A 17,478-nucleotide genomic window follows, 5' to 3' on the forward strand; every position below is an offset into this window, starting at 1 on the left:
AAGGGGTTTTTATAACTGGCCCAAAGCTGAAAGCTTTACTGAACCCCCAGCCTAGCTGGGGGTTTTCTGTGCACAAAAAAAGGGTTCGGCCAAGCCGAACCCTCCATATCTGCTGCCCGCGCGTTACTGCCGACTATCGTTAGCCTGCCGCAACAGCGTGCGGCTCTCCACCAGAAAGCGTTGGGCGTAATCGCCGAACCAGTGCTCTACCTTGCGGAAGCTGTCGATAAACGCCTGTTTATCACCGTGCTCCAACAGCTTTATCGCCTCGCCAAAACGCTGGTAATAGCGCTTGATCAGCGCCACGTTTTCTTCAGACGACATGATGATGTCGGCGTACAGCTGCGGATCCTGCGCAAACAGGCGGCCAACCATCGCCAGCTCCAGCCGGTAGATTGGCGATGAGAGCGCCAGCAATTGCTCCAGCTGCACGTTCTCTTCCGCCAGGTGCAAGCCGTAGGCGAAGGTGGCGAAGTGCCGCAGCGCCTGGATAAACGCCATATTCTGATCGTGCTCGACTGCGCTGATGCGATGCAACCGCGCGCCCCACACCTGCAGCTGTTCAAGCAGCCACTGGTAGGCCTCCGGCTGGCGGCCGTCGCAGTAAACCACCACCTGCTTGGCCACGCTGCCCACGTCCGGGCCGAACATCGGGTGCAAGCCGACCACCGGGCCGCTGTGCACCGCCAACATCGCATGCAACGGGCGATTTTTCACCGAGGCCAGATCCACCAGAATGCAGTCGGCGGGCAGCGGCGGCAGGCGACTTATCACCTGCTCGGTCACGTGAATCGGCACGCTGACAATCACCATGCCGGCATCCGCCAACAGCTGTTCCGCCTGCGGCCAATCTTCCTGATCCAATACCCTGACCTGATAACCCGACAGCGTCAGCAGGCGGTTGAACAACCGGCCCATCTGGCCATTGCCACCGATGATAACGATCGGCCGCAGTTGCGGGCACAGGGTTTTAAAGCCTTTATCATTCTCGCTGACGTAGGATTCGCGCATCACGCGGCGCAAAACGTCCTCGATCAAATCCGGCGGCACACCGAGGTTTTCCGCCTCTTGGCGCCGCGAGGCCAGCATCGCCGCCTCGCGCTCCGGCACATAGACCGGCAGACCGTGACGGCTTTTCACCTCCCCCACTTCCGCTACCAGATGCAGGCGCTTCGCCAGCAGATCCAGCAGCGCTTTATCCACCTCGTCGATTTGATCGCGCAGCGCGGTCAGTTCTGCCACCATAACTTACTTTTCTCCCGTGCGTGCCGTCAGCGCAGCGCCGAGTTCCTGATGCATGTGGCGCAGCAGCGTTTCCGTGCTTTCCCAGTCGATGCAGGCGTCGGTGACGGACACACCGTAACGCATGTCTGCACGCGGCTGTTCGGAAGACTGATTGCCTTCATGCAGATGGCTCTCCAGCATAATGCCGGTGATCGAGCGATTGCCCGCTTTGATCTGCTCCACCACGGACTCGGCAACCGCCGGCTGACGGCGATAGTCTTTATTCGAGTTGCCATGGCTGCAATCTATCATCAAGGACGGGTGGAGTCCCGCCTCAAGCATCTGTTTTTCACAGGCCGCAACGTGCTCGGCGCTGTAGTTCGGGGTCTTGCCGCCACGCAGGATAACGTGCCCGTCCGGGTTGCCCTGGGTCTGCAGCAGGCAAACCTGCCCCGCCTGGTTGATGCCGACAAAGCGGTGCGGCATGGCGGCGGCGCGCATGGCGTTGATGGCGGTGCCCAGACTGCCGTCGGTGCCGTTTTTAAATCCGACAGGCATCGACAGGCCGGAGGCCATTTCGCGGTGCGTCTGCGATTCGGTGGTGCGCGCACCGATTGCCGACCAGCTGAACAAGTCCCCCAGGTACTGCGGGCTGTTCGGATCCAACGCTTCGGTAGCCAACGGCAAGCCCATGCCCACCAGATCCAGCAACAGGCGACGCGCGATATGCAAGCCTGCTTCAACGTCAAACGAGCCGTCCATGTACGGATCGTTGATCAAACCTTTCCAGCCGACAGTGGTTCGGGGTTTTTCAAAATAGACGCGCATAACGATATACAGCTGATCGCTCAAGTCAGCCGCCAGGGTTTTCAAACGACGGGCGTAGTCCAGCGCCGCATCCGGATCGTGGATCGAACAAGGCCCGCACACCACCAACAGGCGATGATCGCGCCCCTGTAAAATGTTGGCGATGGTGTTGCGCGCGGCGGCGATTTCATTTTCGTCGCTGGCGCTGAGCGGGAACTGGTTTTTCAGTTCCTCTGGCGTGATGAGAACCTGTTCTGCACTGATATGTACGTTATTGAGCGCGTCTTTTTGCATGATGCAATTCCTGTCGTTTGGCGTTATGCGTTGAAATGGAGCATTGAGCGTTTCAAGGCTCTACCCTATCACGATATGTAAAGTTTTCAATCCATTTTCCGTAAATAAAAAATTACCGTGATATTTTTCATTTAAACCGCTTTGTATAAGCATCACAAAATCAAATAAAAACACAATAAATACAAACAACTAAATTAAAACCCAATCCATATTCACACTGTTACACACCTTTCTGACAAAGGCCCTAACCTGTAAACATAAATTCACACTCAAGTTTACAAAGAAGGGCCCCATCCGATTAGACGCCGGCAAATAGGCAGAGGAGGATCTCCGCCAGGCCCAGCACGAAATACCGCCGAAAGCGATGAATTTATGTAGAAGAAAAGCGAATAAATGAGGAATAAAAATTAAAAACTTAAGCTAATGGCGGCTATTTTTGTCGCCGAAATGAACCGATATAATGTGACCGTCATCAACAATAACCACCCTTAACAACTGGATCCAAGATGCTCTCTTCTCGCGCTCGTCGCGCTTTTCCGCTGTATATTTGCTGCTTAACGACTTTCACCAGTGTTTCAGCCCTTGCCGACAATACGCTTTTCACCGCGATGGACGATCCGGCCACCGCCAAGAAACCGTTCGAAGGCAACGTGCAGGCCGGCTATAACGCCCAGTCCGGCAATTCGCAGAGCTCCACCCTGTTGGCCAATACCAACATGACCTGGTTTAACACCGATGCGGCGTACAGCCTGTGGGGGGCGGCCAACAACACCACCTCCTCCAACGTGCGCTCGTCTGAGAAATACCAGGCCGGCGGCCGTACGCGCTATAACCTGACCGATCGCAACTACCTGTTCGGCCAGGCCAGCTGGCTGAGCGACCGTTTCAATGGTTACGACTCGCGTTCCACGCTGACCGGCGGCTACGGCCGTCAAATCCTCAATGGGCCTCTCAGCGACCTGCGGGTGGAATTCGGCCCCGGCGTGCGCCATGACGAATACCACGGCGGCGGCCGTTCAACCAAAGGCCTGGCTTACGGCGCGGCCAACTATTCCTACCAGCTGACCGACAACACCAAGTTCATTCAGGGCGTCTCCGCACTGGCGAACGAAGAAACTACGCTGAACTCGGAAAGCGCGCTGAACGTGGCGATCAACGATCGTTTCTCACTGCGCGTGGCCTACACCGTGACCTACAACAGCAAACCGCCGGCCTCGGCGCCGAAGAACACCGACACCACCACCTCGGTCACGCTGGTTTACGGCCTGTAATCTCCCCGTCCCCCTTTCACGAAGCCCATCATCGATGGGCTTTTTTTATGCCTGCGGCGTCAACGTTAACCAGACCATGCCCAGCGCTTTCAACGCATCCGGAGAACACTGAAAATCGACGCTGCCGCCGCTGACGCGCACTTGGTTGCCTGGTAAACGCGCAATGTCGTAGACGTCCCGGTTACCGTCGATATCCACCAGCCAACGGCCATTGGCGATATGCGTAACAGCAAAATCCACCAGCCAGGATACACGCCCGCCATCGACGTAAGCCGGCTGAACCACCCCGTCCGGGATCAAACTACTGTCTGCAGACCACTGACCGGCCTCTTTCAACTGCCCGGCGAGCAAGCGATATTTCGGTAGTGTGCGGGCACCGGCCACCGGTGCGGACAGTGCGGCATCCCCCCACATTTCCCCCTGACCAGTCGCCAGCCACAGCAACGATACCCCGGTATCCAGCGCACAGGTCACCACGATGTCGCCTGGAAAATAGTTGCGGCGTACCCATGTGCTCATCGTGCCGGAAGAGATGCCCAACAGGTCGCCCAGCTCTTTTTGCAGGTTGAAACCGTAAGCATCCAAAATGCGGCGCAACACGCCTTTCCCGCCGGAAGCCAATACACGATCGTAAAGCGCTTTGCCTTGCGCAGATGACGCCGGCTTGCGATTGAGTTTTGAATTTGCAAGCTCACCTGTCATCAACCAGCCCAGATCTGCCCCCGTAGTCAGCGCGCAGTTGATAATGACGTATCCAGGAACGCTCCCGCGTTGCTGCCAACTGCTGATGTTATTCGGCGCTATCCCTAGAATTTCACTCAATTCTTTCTGCGTCCCCACACCATAAGATGAAAGAACCCTTTCAATCACCGCTCCCACGGAAGTGTTGTTGTTTGTCGTGTCTTCCCGCATATGATCACCGATTAAAATAAAATTCGCATTTACAAGTCGCATTTTGCGATTTAAAGTACTGACAAATCACCGTCACTCGGCATGTCGATCGCTTTAGTTAAGATGATGCGATATGACTGATGAAAATGCAAATACCGTAAAGCGCCAAGAAACTCGCGAAACGACTTTGTTTACAGGGCATTTAGCCAAGATATTGCCCAAACCGACGACGGTTCAAACCTTGCTTTTGCAAGTAATTATTCACTATCAGGTAAGGAGACTGTCATGCTGCTGGCCAGCGAGGAGCAACGGGCTATCGGCCTGCGGCGTATTGCTGAAATCCGCCGCACTCTGTTTTCCCGGCAAGTCAATCATGCCGAAGAGGTCTACAACACGGCACCGCTGCATTTGCGTCATACGTTTTGCTTTCACGCCGGGCTGACCGAACGCCATGTGTGGTTAAAATTTCATGAAATGGGTTATACCGAACGACGGCAAATTATCTCAGCACTCAATGAACTCATCTCGCTCAGTCAGTCGTTGCCGCGCTATATCAGCGAAACAGACTGTCTGTTAGCCCAGAAAAAATAATCGTCCGAATACCACTGGCGTGCAACCCGCCGGACACCGCTCGGTCCAAATCCACCCAATTCAATCCCGGGAAAATAATATGACGGATACTATCGATATGGCGCAGGAGCGCCAGGCATTGATGCTAGAGAAACAAATCGCATACGCCAGGCCGGTTGCCACAGCGCCCTCGGCCTTCAGCTGCATCGACTGTGAAACGGCGATCCCTGCGGCGAGGCGCACCGCGATTCCAGGTGTGAGTCGCTGTGTAACCTGCCAGGAGATCGCAGAAGCCAGACAGCGCCATGTCGCCCACCGTTAACAATATGCCGGCGCCACATTCACCGGCAAAAGCCCCTGCCATGCAACGCTCTGTACACGATGATTACGCCTATCCGTGGAACGCGCCACGCCCTGCTATCGGGCGCGAACCGGCGCTGAATCGCGACCAACTGCGCCAATGGCAGGCGATCCTGCAGCGCGTTCACGGTCTGCCCTATTATTTGCGCACGCCGTTCCTTGAGCGCCACCGTCAGTTGCTCAGTCAACAGGGGTCCCACGCCGCCTGGCATTACCTGGTGCGGATTTTCAATCGGCGGATATGGCCACGCATTCAGCAAGTGAACCGTAATTTCGGTTTGGATCAACGAACATCGTTGCGCTTTAGCGGTGAAGCGGACTGCTACAACGCCCTGCCTACGCTGGGCGATAAAGCGCTGGAACAGTTGGCACAGCGTATCGGTGGCCAACTGTCTGCGCTCTACCAGAGTGAATGTGATGCCTTGCTGGCGAAGCACGGGAATACGGCGATCCTGTTGCACGCAAATATACAGCGTCGCCTGTACGGCCAAATCGCCACGATGGCCCGCGCCTTCAATATCCTGCCGATGCACTGGCGCTGTTATCGAAAAGGCAAACTGGACAGCGAGCGGGCGATCGCGGCGCTGTCGCGCCTGGCCGACGACCGTTGGTGGCTGCGGCGTCTCAAAATGCAGCGCATGCAGTGGCGTGAGGCATTGCAAATCGCGATTGGCAACGTTCACTGCAACGCCTCACCTTACGCCAGTCGGCAGGCCGTCCACGATGTCAACGCACGACGTCAATCGAATCTCGATTACCTTCGCCGCTGCGAACTGGAAAACGTCGCCACGGGTGAACGTGTCGATCTTATGGAAAAAGTGCTTGCCAGCATCGCCAATCCCGCCATTCGCCGTATGGAATTGATGAACACCCTCGCCGGCATAGAAACCTACGCCGCCCGGAACGATCACTGCGGGCTGTTTATCACTCTGACGACACCGGCACGATTTCACCCCGTTCAGCGCAGCGGCGACAAAGGATCAGCGCGCTTCAACTCGCGCTGGCAACGGCAGGCTTTCACACCGAAGGACGGCCAGCGCTATTTGGTGGCCCTGTGGGGGAAAATACGCACCGCTTTCAAGGATCGTCGCCTGCAGGCCTATGGTATGAGGGTAGTTGAGCCTCATCATGACGGCACGCCACACTGGCACATGATGGTGTTCACTCCGCAGGCGCAACGCCAGGTGGTGATCGATATCATGCAGCATTATGCGCTGCAGCAGGATGCAGAAGAGCCCGGCGCCCACCAGCACCGTTTTCAGTGCAAACACCTCAACCGCGGTGGCGCCGCTGCCTATTTGGCCAAATATGTCGCCAAAAATCTCGATGGGTATGCGTTGGAAGAAGAGATCGATCGCGAAACCGGCACTCCGCTGAGCGATACCGCCCGCGCGGTCAGCGCCTGGGCCGCCACCTGGCGCATCCCGCAGTTTCATCCCTTCGGCCTGCCCGGTATCGGCGTTTACCGCGAATGCCGGCGCATACGCGGCCAAAACCTGTCGCCTCAGTTTGACGCCGGCACCGAAGCCGTACGCGCCGCTGCCGATGCCGGCGACTTTGCCGGTTACATCCAGGCACAAGGCGGCGCCAATGTGCCCCGCAGTCATCAATGGGTACGCGTAGCGCGCGAGGCCTCAGCAACACGGAACGCTTATGACGAGTCCATAACAAAAGTTGTCGGCATCTATGCACCGCATTTAGGCCGTGAACGGCTATACCGAACGCGCACCGAGCATTGGCGGATCGTGGCGAAAAATCTTGTCGCCGCGACGCCTTGGAGTTCTGGCAATAACTGTGGAACGCGCCATATTCACCTGCCGTCGCCGGCGGCGCCGTCGGCCCGTTTGACCCCGCCACAACGGCAACACGGTCTGAATATTGCCCGCAAACTTCGAGATATCGGCATCGAACCGCAGCGCTGGCAGTTGGAGGTTCTCGCCCGCGGCGGAAAAATTCGTTTTGACGGCCATCTTGTACAATTTCCGCTAATCAATGATTGGCCGTATTTTTACTGCACAAATGATAAGTCTAACCATTGACGCCTTTAGCGTTTTGCTTAATACTGTATAAATACACAGTATATTCAAGAGAGGGCAAAAACAGTGGAAATTATGGATAAACAACAAGTAACACTGTCCCGCATCCAGTTCATCGCCGATGTTTCACAAGCTGCACAATGCAATGCCACCGAGTTCCTGATCGCCATGTCGCTGATTTCCGATCTGGCCAGCCAGGTGCTGCCGAACAATGATTATCAAGAAATATTTTACCCCGCTGACGAACAGCCGCCCCGCTAATCCCACCAGCCAAACGATTTTCAACCCTCGCCACCGGCGGGGGTTTTTGTTTCTGCCGCCGGCGTTTTTCCTGTCCGGTTGTGCCATCGCATCCACAACCCCCTTGCGTTGCCGCTCCCCTCCCACGCGCGCGAAACTGAAGGTATCCGGGGCCAAGGCCCTCTCCCTCAACGCTATCGCAGGATGGTAATGATGAAAATTTATGCACAACAAGGTGACACCATTGACGCGATTTGCTGGCGCTACTACGGCAGCACGCAGCGCCAGGTGGAACATGTCTATTTGGCTAATCGTGGTCTGGCCGATCTGGGCCCCTTGCTGCCACACGGCCAACCGGTTGAATTGCCGGATATGCCTGCGTCAGCTCAACGAGAAACCGTCAAATTGTGGGATTAAGCAATGGAGAAACTCACTTCAACCCTTGCCTATCTCGTGGCGGCTTGCCTGGCCTGGTTAGGGAGTCACTCTGCGCAGGACATCGCCATCCTGGTCGGAGCCGCGGTTGGCGTCGGCACCTTCGCCGTGAATTGGTATTACCGACGTAAAAGCTACCAGCTGTTGAAATCGCTAAAAAAAAACGGCCTGAAACGCGGAGTCTACGATGAACTCACTCGCTAAACGCTGCAGCGTGGCGGCTATTTTGGCGCTCGCCGCCCTGTTGCCTCAGTTCAATACGCTGAAAACCTCCGAACAAGGCTTACGCCTGATCGCCGATTTCGAAGGCTGCCGGCTATCGCCCTACCAATGCAGTGCCGGCATTTGGACCAACGGCATCGGCCACACCGCCGGCGTGAAACCGGACACCGCCATCAACGAACGCCAGGCGGCCGCCAATTTGATCGACGATGTACGCGCCGTAGAGCGCGGCATCGCGCGCTGCATGGACGTCGAAATGCCGCAGCCGGTGTACGACGCCGTCAGTGCTTTCGCGTTCAACGTCGGCGTCAACGCCGCCTGTAATTCAACGCTGGCCACCTTTATCAAACGGCGCCAGTGGCAGGCGGCTTGCGATCAATTGCCGCGCTGGATTTATGTCAACGGCGTCAAAAGCAAAGGGCTGGAGCGGCGCCGTACGGCCGAACGCTCACTCTGTCTGAGCGCCATCCCGCGCTGACCGTTTTTCAATGCCCCCATTCAAACCACTTCTCTTGCAGGAGGTACACCATGTTAAAACCCGAACAGCTGCGTACAGCGCTACTCAGTGCCATTCCTATTCTTCAGCAAAACCCCGAACGGCTGCGCCTTGGAGTGGCTAACGGCCGCGTAGTCTCAACGCTCGCTCCCTCACTGTCCTTCGAATACCGCTATCAGCTCAATCTGGCACTGGATGGGCCGTCATCCAACGATGATCTGGTCATGGTCACCGTGCTGGCCTGGCTACGCAGTCACCAACCCGACCTCTTCGCCAATCCGGAGATGCGAAAAAATGGTTTCTCGTTCCAACGCGATATCGAGACGCCGGGCCAGCTGACCCTGCAGCTTCAACTCACCGAGCGAATCCTGGTGGAGCCGCGCGACGGCGCACTGCATATCACTCCGCTGGCTGAACCGCCCGAGCCGGAGAACGTCGATCGCTTCACCCAGGTGTATCTGCGCGGTGAGCTGCTCAGCGAATTTCAGCAGCCATAGCGCCCGCCTGGCGGCTTCGGTTGTGCTGGTGGCAGCCAAACGCCGCCGCGTTGTTCCCCTTTTCATCCAGCGGCATTCTTGAGACATGAACACAGACAACTTCGATATTCAGCGCCTGGTGCGCAATCTGATACGGATAGGAACCGTCAGCGAGCTCGACCTCGAACGCGGGCGCTGTCGCGTCGCCACCGGCGGCAATCTTACCGACTGGCTCAACTGGCTGACCGGGCGCGCAGGCGATGCGCGCAGCTGGTGGGCGCCCAGCATTGGCGAACAAGTCCTGGTGCTGTCGCTTGGCGGGGAGCTTGAAACCGCTTTCGTATTGCCCGGCGTATTTTCCGATGCTCATCCCGCACCGTCGGCCTCAGCACAAGCGGCGCATATCGCTTTTCCCGACGGCGCAGTGATCGAGTACGAGCCGGCCACGGGCGCGTTGAAAGCGGTCGGCATTAAAAGCGCCGCGATTGACGCCGCCGAGCAGATCACGCTAACGGCACCGAACATCGCCTGCCGCGCCACCGGCAAAATCACGCTGGAGGCTCCCGAAGTGGAGTGCACCCAGCGGTTAACCACCGGCACCATCGCCATCCGCCAGGGCGGTTCGATGACCGGCGATCTCAACCACACCGGCGGCAGCATAAGCTCCAACGGCATTGTAGTGCATACCCATACCCACGGCGGCGTGCAAACCGGCGGAGGCCAAACGGACAAACCACGATGAACAACGCGAAATACCTTGGCATGAACCGCGGCAACGGCCGCGCTATCGCAGATCTCGAGCACATTCGCCAGTCGGTGAGCGACATCCTGATTACGCCCATCGGCTCACGCGTAATGCGTCGCAGCTACGGTTCGTTGCTGTCCGAGTTGCTGGACCAGCCGCAAAACGACGCGCTGCGATTGCAAATAATGGCGGCCTGCTACAGCGCACTGCTGCAGTGGGAACCGCGCATTCGCCTGACGGGCATCAGCTGCAACACCACCTTTGACGGAAAAATGGTGGTCGACATCACCGGCGACCGCACGGATACGCCGGATCCCTTTTCTCTTTCTGTTTCAGTGAGCTGACACCATGGCAACCATTGACCTGAGTTTATTACCCGCCCCGACGGTGGTGGACCCTCTCGATTACGAGTCGCTGCTGACCGAGCGCAAGACCATGCTGATTTCCCTTTATCCGGAAGAGCAACGCGAAGCCATCGCACGCACGCTAGCGTTGGAATCAGAACCGATCGTCAAACTGCTGCAAGAAAATGCTTATCGTGAACTGTTGTTGCGCCAACGCGTGAATGAAGCTGCACAGGCCGTGATGCTCGGTTATGCCAGCGGCAGCGACCTCGACCAACTGGGGGCAAACTTTCAAGTTAAACGCCTGGTGGTGCAGCAGCCGGATAACAGCGTCATTCCGCCACTGCCGGCGGTCATGGAATCGGATAGCGATTTCCGCGTGCGGATCCAGCAGGCCTTTGAAGGTTTGAGCGTGGCCGGCTCCAGCGGCTCCTATGAATATCACGGCCGTTCCGCCGATGGCCGGGTCGCCGACGTTTCCGCCACCAGTCCCAGCCCGGCCAACGTGTTGATTTCCGTCCTGTCGCGCGAAGGGGACGGCACCGCCAGCGCAGAACTGGTGGCGATCGTCGATAAAGCGCTGAACGATGAAGACGTGCGCCCGGTGGCGGATCGCGTCGTCGTCCGCTCTGCCAACATCGTCAATTACAGCATCGATGCCGTACTGTACCTCTACCCCGGCCCCGAGGCCGAACCGGTGCGTCGCGCCGCCGAAGCCAAGCTGAAAACTTACATCAGCGCCCAGCACCGTTTGGGCCGAGATATCCGTTTGTCGGCAATCTACGCCGCACTGCACGCCGAAGGTGTGCAACGCGTTGAATTGAAGGCCCCGCAGGCCGACATCGTGTTGGACAAAACCCAGGCGTCGCATTGCGCCTCTTATCGTCTGACGGTGGGAGGCTCCGATGAGTAACCGTCTGCTGCCGGTCGGTTCCTCCCCTCTGGAGGTCGCGGCCGCGGCCGCCTGTGCCGAGTTGGCCGCCATGCCGGTGCCGCTGCGCGAACTGTGGGATCCGGCGACTTGCCCGGTCAACCTGCTGCCGTATCTGGCCTGGGCTTTCTCGGTTGACCATTGGGATGAAGCCTGGACGGAAGACGCCAAACGCAGCGTCGTAGCCGCCGCTTTCTTCATCCACCGCCATAAAGGCACCATCGGCGCCATTCGCCGCGTCGTAGAGCCGTTGGGTTACCTGATCAAGCTGCGTGAGTGGTGGGAAACCAACGGCGAGCCCGGCACCTTCGCGCTGGATATCGGGGTGTTGGAGAACGGCATCACCGAAGAGATGTATCTGGAGATGGAGCGGATGATCGCCGACGCCAAACCGGTCGGCCGCCATCTAACCGGTCTGGCGCTTAACCTCGAGACCACCGGCGCAATCGACGTCGCCAGCGGCCAATATGATGGAGAACTCACTACCGTGTATCCCGACTATGCCAGTCTCGCCCGCCAAATGCTGGAGGGACATTATCAATTCTTGCAGCGTAACACCGGCACCACGCTGGACTCGACTCAACAACACTTCGTACTCAACGACGAACATGTCTTGGCCGATTCGCGCCATGAGCGCGAGTTGTCGCGCATGGCGGGGTTGCCGAACGACGCCACTACCGAAGGCCAGGCTCTGCAGATCCTCGGCTATGCCCATGCATATCTGGCGACCGGAGAACAGAAGTATCTGGATCAGGCCATCGCCTGTTTTGACGCCTATGTCACCTACTTTTACGACGGCGCGCCGATCCCGACCAGCCCTCAACGCTGGATCGCCAACTGGATCGTCAACGCCAAAGAACCTGTGCCCGCCAATTGGCCAGTCGATACGAAGGATCCGACGCACAGCGGTTTCAAAGGCATTGATCTGACCTTCGACAAAGGTCGCACGCGGATCCCGCACGGCGCGCCTTATTGGGGTGAATACCTCGACATCGCCACCTTCGCCTTTGACGGCGCGCTGGCCTGGGATGCCATCAACGCTCAGGTGCGTGCGGTTAACGCCGCCGGTGAAACCGACTGGAACAGCGACGGCAAACGCTATGACGTAGCCTGGATCATCAACTGGCAGGGTTATCAGATCGCCGCCGACGGCGAGATCCTGGCCAAAGGGCTGCCCGTTGAACAATTCGGTACGGTGCAGTTAAAAGACACCACCCTCAACGGTAATCACAAGCTGAACTTCGCCAATCGCCAACCGCCCGAACACGGCGGCGTGATGATCGAACGCAACCAAATCCAGCATAACCGTCCGCTGCATGTGCCGGTGCCGCACAATGCCATGGGCAACGCGGCCGACGCCGAGCTGTGGTTTGCCGACGCCTGCTATCTGCTGTACAGCATCACCGGCGAACAACGCTATTTCAACGCCTGGAAAAGCGTTGAATTCACCGCGATGGAATATACCGATATTGACGCACAGGATAAGTTCTTTCGCCAAAGCCGCAGCGCCAATTCGCCGTTTACCGACGGTATCTCCTACGACTGGTCATATCCGTCCGGTGCGCCGGTGAATTACGGCCGCAACGCCGAAGGCATGATCACCATTCGCAAGGAGATAGCATCGCAACACTCGCTGGAACAGCAGGCCATCTGGTTCCGCGTCAATCGCCAGTCAAAAATCCGCACCTGCTTCGGCGGCGTCGACGACCAGAATCAGCCGATCTCATGCAAAATTCAGCTGTCCATTGCGGCGGATAAAAACGCGGCCAACACGACGGAATGGGGCATCGGTCTGCCGCAGTCAACCCAGCCGCAGGTGAAGAGCTACGATATTGCACTTAGCAGCCTGGCGGCGCTGACGAAAGCAGACGGCAGCGACTATTTGCTGGCGGATCTGCGCGCGGTAACCGACTACGGCGGTTGCGTCATCGACAGCCGCTTTGAAGAGCGCGTTTACGACAGCCGCAGTGCGACGGTGATCCGCGCCTGCTTCCCCAATGACGACGCCGGCATGGTGATCGGCGCCTGGTTGACCACAGAGGAAAGTTTCCCCGTCACGCAGTTAGTCTACCGCTCGGACGCCGCATTCAATCTGCGGCTCGAAGACGACGACAAATGGCGTTGGTATTGGATGCTGCCCGCCACCGGCGGCAAATGGCAAACCGCGACCTTCGCCCTACAGGCCGCAACGTTGAGCGGCTATCAGCCGGATCACCAGGCCACCGAGCCTAAGCCGGCCGCACCGCACTTCAGCCGCGTGAAACAAGTCACCATCCTGCAGGACGACAACGTACCGGACGCCACGTTCAGCTACTACGTGCTGAACGACATTCCGCCGACGTTCGATGCCGATGACGGCTACACCATCCGCTATCGCCTCACGCTGCAGGCGGCGCACGCGTACACCGCACTGGTGGGCGACTGTACCCTATTGGAGCATCGCCACGACAGCCTGTTCTGCACGCCGGGCGTAATCCCGTTCTCCAACATCTACCAGGCGGGCAGCCAACAATTTGATGGCTGGCACGGCATGCCTTATCCAGGGTATCAGTACCCGTTCATCTTCGTGCACGCCGCCGCCGATCCCGACGGGGTGATGCTCAACAACATGGTCGAATTTCTGTGGCAGTCGCAGCAGTGGTATCAGCAGCGGTTCGGCGTACTGGGCCCCGGCGCATCGGCCTATATCTGGAACCGTTGGGATAACCTGAGCTACGGCCCGGCGGACACCTGGACCATGCACCACTGGGGTGACGGCACCGCCTGGTCTGGTTATCAGCCACGCGCCTTCTTCGGCGCCGCACGCGCCTGGCTTGAGTTGCGCCAGGCGAACAAAACGCCGCCGCCCAAGCTGGTGGAATATGTCGAGAACTGGCTGCGCTGGCTGATCGGTTTCACCCACGATGCCGGCGGCGTCACGCCGACCGATTTCCCGATGGCCGCCCTGCCGCAACCCGATGCGCAGGATTTTACCGGCCACATGTGCGGCCTGTGGCTGGCTGGCGCGGTGCTGGCAAGAATGGCCGGCAGTGAAATCGATGGCCTCGAACACTTTATCGAACAATGCGTTACAGAGTTGCAGCGGCACTACCTCACCGCAGGCGACGTAATGGACGGCGGCTGGTCGCCGGCACCGCGCCCCGGCAGCGATAACGGCATGTTCTTCGGCTTTTGGTCAGGCGAGATCCTGCGCGGATTGAGTCTGTATGTGATGTACAAAAACGGCCTTACCTACCCGGCCGGCAAACAGAAGAGAACCACACCATGACAGCAAAATACCGCACCCTGCTCACCGAACAGGGCAAAGCGCTGCTGGCCAACGCCACAGCAACCGGCCAAAAGCTGGAAATCACCCATATGGCGGTCGGCGACGGCGGCGGTTCGGCCACGAATCCCCTCGAAACTCAGACCAAGCTCGTGAATGAAAAACGGCGCGCCGTGCTGAATTCGCTGCAGGTCAACGCCAGCAATAATAACCAGGTGACTGCCGAACAAGTCATTCCAGAGGACGTCGGCGGCTGGTGGATCCGCGAATTGGGGTTGTATGACAAAAATGGCGTGCTGGTGGCGATCGCCAATACACCCGACACCTACAAGCCGCTGCTGACCGAAGGTGCCGGCCGCACTCAGGTGGTGCGCATGGTACTGCTGGTCAAGGGTGACGCCAACGCGACGATCGTCGCTGACAAGACTTCCCTGCTGGTATCCCGTGATACGCTGAATGCGGCCATTGCCGAACATGCCCGTTCGCGCAATCACCCGGATGCCACCCTGCAGGCTAAAGGATTCACCCAGCTGAGCAACGACAGCAACAGCAATAGCGAAACGCTGGCCGCCACCCCGAAAGCCGTCAAAGCGGTTAACGATGCCTCGCTGAAAATCGCCGCGAACCTGAAAGACCTGCCAAACAAGTCCGTCGCGCGCGGTAACCTGGAGCTCGGCACCGCCGCCACGCGCAACGTCGGCGAACAAAAAAACAACCTGATGGAGGTCGGCGCATTCGGTTTGGGGGCAGGACCGGTACATCGCGAAGACGCTCTGAGCAACCGTGGCGAAATATATCGGGTTAACGGCACATCGAAAAACGCCCCTGGCGGCGGTGTCTACGGCGTCTTGAATCTGCCGTGTGACGGCGGCCCTTCCAGCGGCTATCTGGCGATCCAGACGAATGGCGCATCATACGTCGGCACATCGACGACCGCCGATAAACCGTTGAACTGGTACCGACTTTACACCACCGGTTTTAAACCGACGGCGGCGGACGTCGGCGCCTACAGTAAGGAGGAAGCCGAAGGCAGGTTCGTCAAACAGAGCGGCGACATAATGAGCGGCCCGTTAGCGCTGCCGCGTGTGGTGTTCCCGAACGAAAATACCGCTAACGCCGATACTGATGTGAACCGTGAGAACGGTTTTACCGTTGAATCATTGGCTGCCACTACCAACAAAGGCTACCCCGTGCCGGGCGGCATGGGGGTGTTGTTTACCGGCAAAGTGAACGAATTCCGCAACGTTCAATTTGCGGTTGGCTCCGGCGATCTGACGTTTTACTTGCGCTCATTGCGCAAAGATAGCCCTGCCTCAACACGTTGGGCGCAAGTGTACACCACAGACTACAAGCCGAAGGCGGCGGACGTCGGCGCCTACAGTAAGGAGGAAGCCGAAGGCAGGTTCGTCAAACAGAAAGGCGATATCATTACTGGCGGTTTGACCGTCAATGGCTCAATTGAGACGAAATCGGGATTAACCACACCTTACGCCACGATTACGGGGTCATTAACCACTAAGGGCGGCGTTGAGTTATTTGGAGCTTCACCCTATATAGATTTCCATTATGGCAATAGCAACAGTGATTTTGATGTCAGATTAATTAATGACAACAAAGGCACCTTAGCCTTTCACGGCAATGAATACTACGTCAATGGCAAACTGAGCGCGACAGGCGACGTTTGGATCGGTGGACGCGCGAGTATAAATGGCACCACAGCGTTTAACGGTGGAGATTTTCTCCTTAAACAAGGGAACTTTACGAATCAAGATGGTAGCCGGCAAACAAACGGCGTGCGACTGCAGGGCCAGGGGAACCTGATTTCTGACATTTATCATTATGAAAAAGTTGGCAGCTATCATGAACTCGGTATCCACGTCGCCAACGGCGGGGCCGATGGCTGGTTCACCTTCCGTAATAACGGTGAACTCCGCGCGAACGGCACCTTATTTGCTGCAGGTGCGGCTTATCAAACCAACGGCGATATCAACGGCAGCATTTGGGGCGGTTATCTGAGTAACTGGATTCCCGCGCGCATTAATGAAAGCGGGCAAGCCTCAGTGAGCGGCGAGCAATGGTGGTACAAAGACCACCGCACCGGCCTCTATTTCCAAGGTGGGCGAGCTATCGGCAATAATATTGAAGGGGGTGAGGGTTACCGCGTTCCCTTGAATATCGCAGTTCCGAATCGCCTGCTGCATGTTTCCATCACTCTTAAAAACTTTGCCCAAGGGTATGAGACAACCTGGAATCCTCAGGTCGGTGATTTAAGCGGAGCTCGGGATTCTTTTATTTGGTTCCATGGTCCTAGAGAGCGCGACGTTTATTGGATGGCAGTGGGATATTAATGATGAAAACATATCAATTCAGTGCGAAAACAGGCAGTTTTTATCCAAAGAGCATGCTGGAAGAGTACCGCAACGCGAACACGTTACCCGGTGATTTGGTCGACGTTGACGATGAAATTTATAACCTGTTCACAACATCGCCTCCCGAGGGAAAAATCAGAGGAGCCGATGAGTCAGGCTTTCCCGCTTGGGTTAATGCACCGACGCCGACGCCAGAACAACAGGTCATCAGTGCAAGAATAAGAAAGAACAGACTGGCTGAAGAAGCGGAAATGGCGATCGCGCCGCTGGCGCGCGCAGCCAAATATGACGGCGCCACGCCGGAAGAAACCGCAAGGCTGACTGCCTGGGAGAAGTACTCCGTGCAGCTCAGCCGGATAAAACCCGAAACGGCCCCCGACATCAATTGGCCGCAGCCGCCGCAATAACACCGTTCAACGCCCCATTCGGGGCGTTTTTTCTTTATTTTTCCTGCTGTTGTATCAGTCCTCCTACACCCCGAATGAGATGCGCCGCCGCATCG

General features: G+C 57.5%; 17 protein-coding genes and 1 pseudogene. 15 read left to right on the top strand and 3 right to left on the bottom strand.

Going from position 1 to position 17,478, the window contains the following annotated elements:
* Positions 1-123 precede the first annotated feature (123 nt).
* Together tyrA and AC6BYQ_RS26320 are read right to left on the bottom strand one after the other, a co-directional pair.
* Positions 124-1,245, bottom strand: coding sequence for a bifunctional chorismate mutase/prephenate dehydrogenase (tyrA, locus tag AC6BYQ_RS26315; protein WP_198635863.1), 1,122 nt, complete (start codon positions 1,243-1,245; stop codon positions 124-126).
* Positions 1,246-1,248: 3 nt separating this feature from the next.
* Positions 1,249-2,325 carry a 3-deoxy-7-phosphoheptulonate synthase gene (locus tag AC6BYQ_RS26320; RefSeq protein WP_019455140.1) on the bottom strand — a complete coding sequence of 359 codons (1,077 nt, stop codon included), beginning with the start codon at positions 2,323-2,325 and terminating at the stop codon, positions 1,249-1,251.
* Positions 2,326-2,831: 506 nt separating this feature from the next.
* On the opposite strand from AC6BYQ_RS26320, the gene AC6BYQ_RS26325 reads away from it, so the two are divergent.
* Positions 2,832-3,596, top strand: a complete 765-nt coding sequence (locus AC6BYQ_RS26325; protein ID WP_025159658.1) for a DUF481 domain-containing protein — start codon at positions 2,832-2,834, stop codon at positions 3,594-3,596.
* Positions 3,597-3,641: 45 nt separating this feature from the next.
* Here the strand turns inward: AC6BYQ_RS26325 and AC6BYQ_RS26330 are convergent, their stop codons facing one another.
* Positions 3,642-4,508 (bottom strand): helix-turn-helix domain-containing protein, encoded by an 867-nt coding sequence (locus tag AC6BYQ_RS26330; protein ID WP_498057790.1) that lies wholly within the window; start codon positions 4,506-4,508, stop codon positions 3,642-3,644.
* A gap of 264 nt (positions 4,509-4,772) precedes the next feature.
* On the opposite strand from AC6BYQ_RS26330, the gene repB reads away from it, so the two are divergent.
* The 14 genes and pseudogenes from repB (at position 4,773) to AC6BYQ_RS26400 (ending at position 17,383) form a co-directional block, all read left to right on the top strand.
* Complete coding sequence (repB, locus tag AC6BYQ_RS26335; RefSeq protein WP_498057791.1) at positions 4,773-5,078, top strand: phage replication protein B; 306 nt, start codon at positions 4,773-4,775, stop codon at positions 5,076-5,078.
* A gap of 79 nt (positions 5,079-5,157) precedes the next feature.
* Positions 5,158-5,379, top strand: coding sequence for a TraR/DksA C4-type zinc finger protein (locus AC6BYQ_RS26340; protein WP_498057792.1), 222 nt, complete (start codon positions 5,158-5,160; stop codon positions 5,377-5,379).
* Positions 5,380-5,419: 40 nt separating this feature from the next.
* Positions 5,420-7,456 (top strand): replication endonuclease, encoded by a 2,037-nt coding sequence (locus AC6BYQ_RS26345; protein WP_498057793.1) that lies wholly within the window; start codon positions 5,420-5,422, stop codon positions 7,454-7,456.
* Between the two features lie 63 nt (positions 7,457-7,519).
* Complete coding sequence (locus tag AC6BYQ_RS26350) at positions 7,520-7,714, top strand: hypothetical protein (RefSeq protein WP_074055886.1); 195 nt, start codon at positions 7,520-7,522, stop codon at positions 7,712-7,714.
* Positions 7,715-7,906: 192 nt separating this feature from the next.
* On the top strand, positions 7,907-8,110 hold the full coding sequence (locus AC6BYQ_RS26355; RefSeq protein WP_197753599.1) for a tail protein X: 204 nt from the start codon (positions 7,907-7,909) through the stop codon (positions 8,108-8,110).
* Between the two features lie 3 nt (positions 8,111-8,113).
* The gene (locus tag AC6BYQ_RS26360; RefSeq protein WP_074055887.1) at positions 8,114-8,332 is read left to right on the top strand and encodes an HP1 family phage holin; all 219 of its coding nucleotides are present in this window, start codon (positions 8,114-8,116) and stop codon (positions 8,330-8,332) included.
* On the top strand, positions 8,316-8,828 hold the full coding sequence (locus tag AC6BYQ_RS26365) for a lysozyme (RefSeq protein ID WP_498057794.1): 513 nt from the start codon (positions 8,316-8,318) through the stop codon (positions 8,826-8,828). Before AC6BYQ_RS26360 ends, AC6BYQ_RS26365 begins: the two co-directional genes overlap by 17 nt.
* A 50-nt stretch (positions 8,829-8,878) precedes the next feature.
* Complete coding sequence (locus AC6BYQ_RS26370) at positions 8,879-9,343, top strand: phage tail protein (RefSeq protein WP_498057795.1); 465 nt, start codon at positions 8,879-8,881, stop codon at positions 9,341-9,343.
* A gap of 85 nt (positions 9,344-9,428) precedes the next feature.
* The gene (locus tag AC6BYQ_RS26375) at positions 9,429-10,064 is read left to right on the top strand and encodes a phage baseplate assembly protein V (RefSeq protein ID WP_498057796.1); all 636 of its coding nucleotides are present in this window, start codon (positions 9,429-9,431) and stop codon (positions 10,062-10,064) included.
* Entirely contained in the window at positions 10,061-10,411 is a 351-nt protein-coding gene (locus AC6BYQ_RS26380; RefSeq protein WP_074055891.1) for a GPW/gp25 family protein, read from the top strand. Before AC6BYQ_RS26375 ends, AC6BYQ_RS26380 begins: the two co-directional genes overlap by 4 nt.
* Positions 10,412-10,415: 4 nt before the next feature.
* Complete coding sequence (locus tag AC6BYQ_RS26385; RefSeq protein WP_498057797.1) at positions 10,416-11,324, top strand: baseplate assembly protein; 909 nt, start codon at positions 10,416-10,418, stop codon at positions 11,322-11,324.
* A pseudogene (locus AC6BYQ_RS26390) lies at positions 11,317-11,838 on the top strand (phage tail protein I); the annotation flags it as partial. The gene AC6BYQ_RS26385 and the pseudogene AC6BYQ_RS26390, both read left to right, overlap by 8 nt.
* A gap of 2,768 nt (positions 11,839-14,606) precedes the next feature.
* Positions 14,607-16,955 (top strand): phage tail protein, encoded by a 2,349-nt coding sequence (locus AC6BYQ_RS26395; protein WP_498057798.1) that lies wholly within the window; start codon positions 14,607-14,609, stop codon positions 16,953-16,955.
* Positions 16,955-17,383, top strand: coding sequence for a tail fiber assembly protein (locus AC6BYQ_RS26400; RefSeq protein WP_498057799.1), 429 nt, complete (start codon positions 16,955-16,957; stop codon positions 17,381-17,383). The genes AC6BYQ_RS26395 and AC6BYQ_RS26400 overlap by 1 nt, the downstream gene beginning before the upstream one ends.
* Positions 17,384-17,478: the final 95 nt, after the last annotated feature.

Source organism: Serratia sp. LTN-2 (assembly GCF_059740205.1).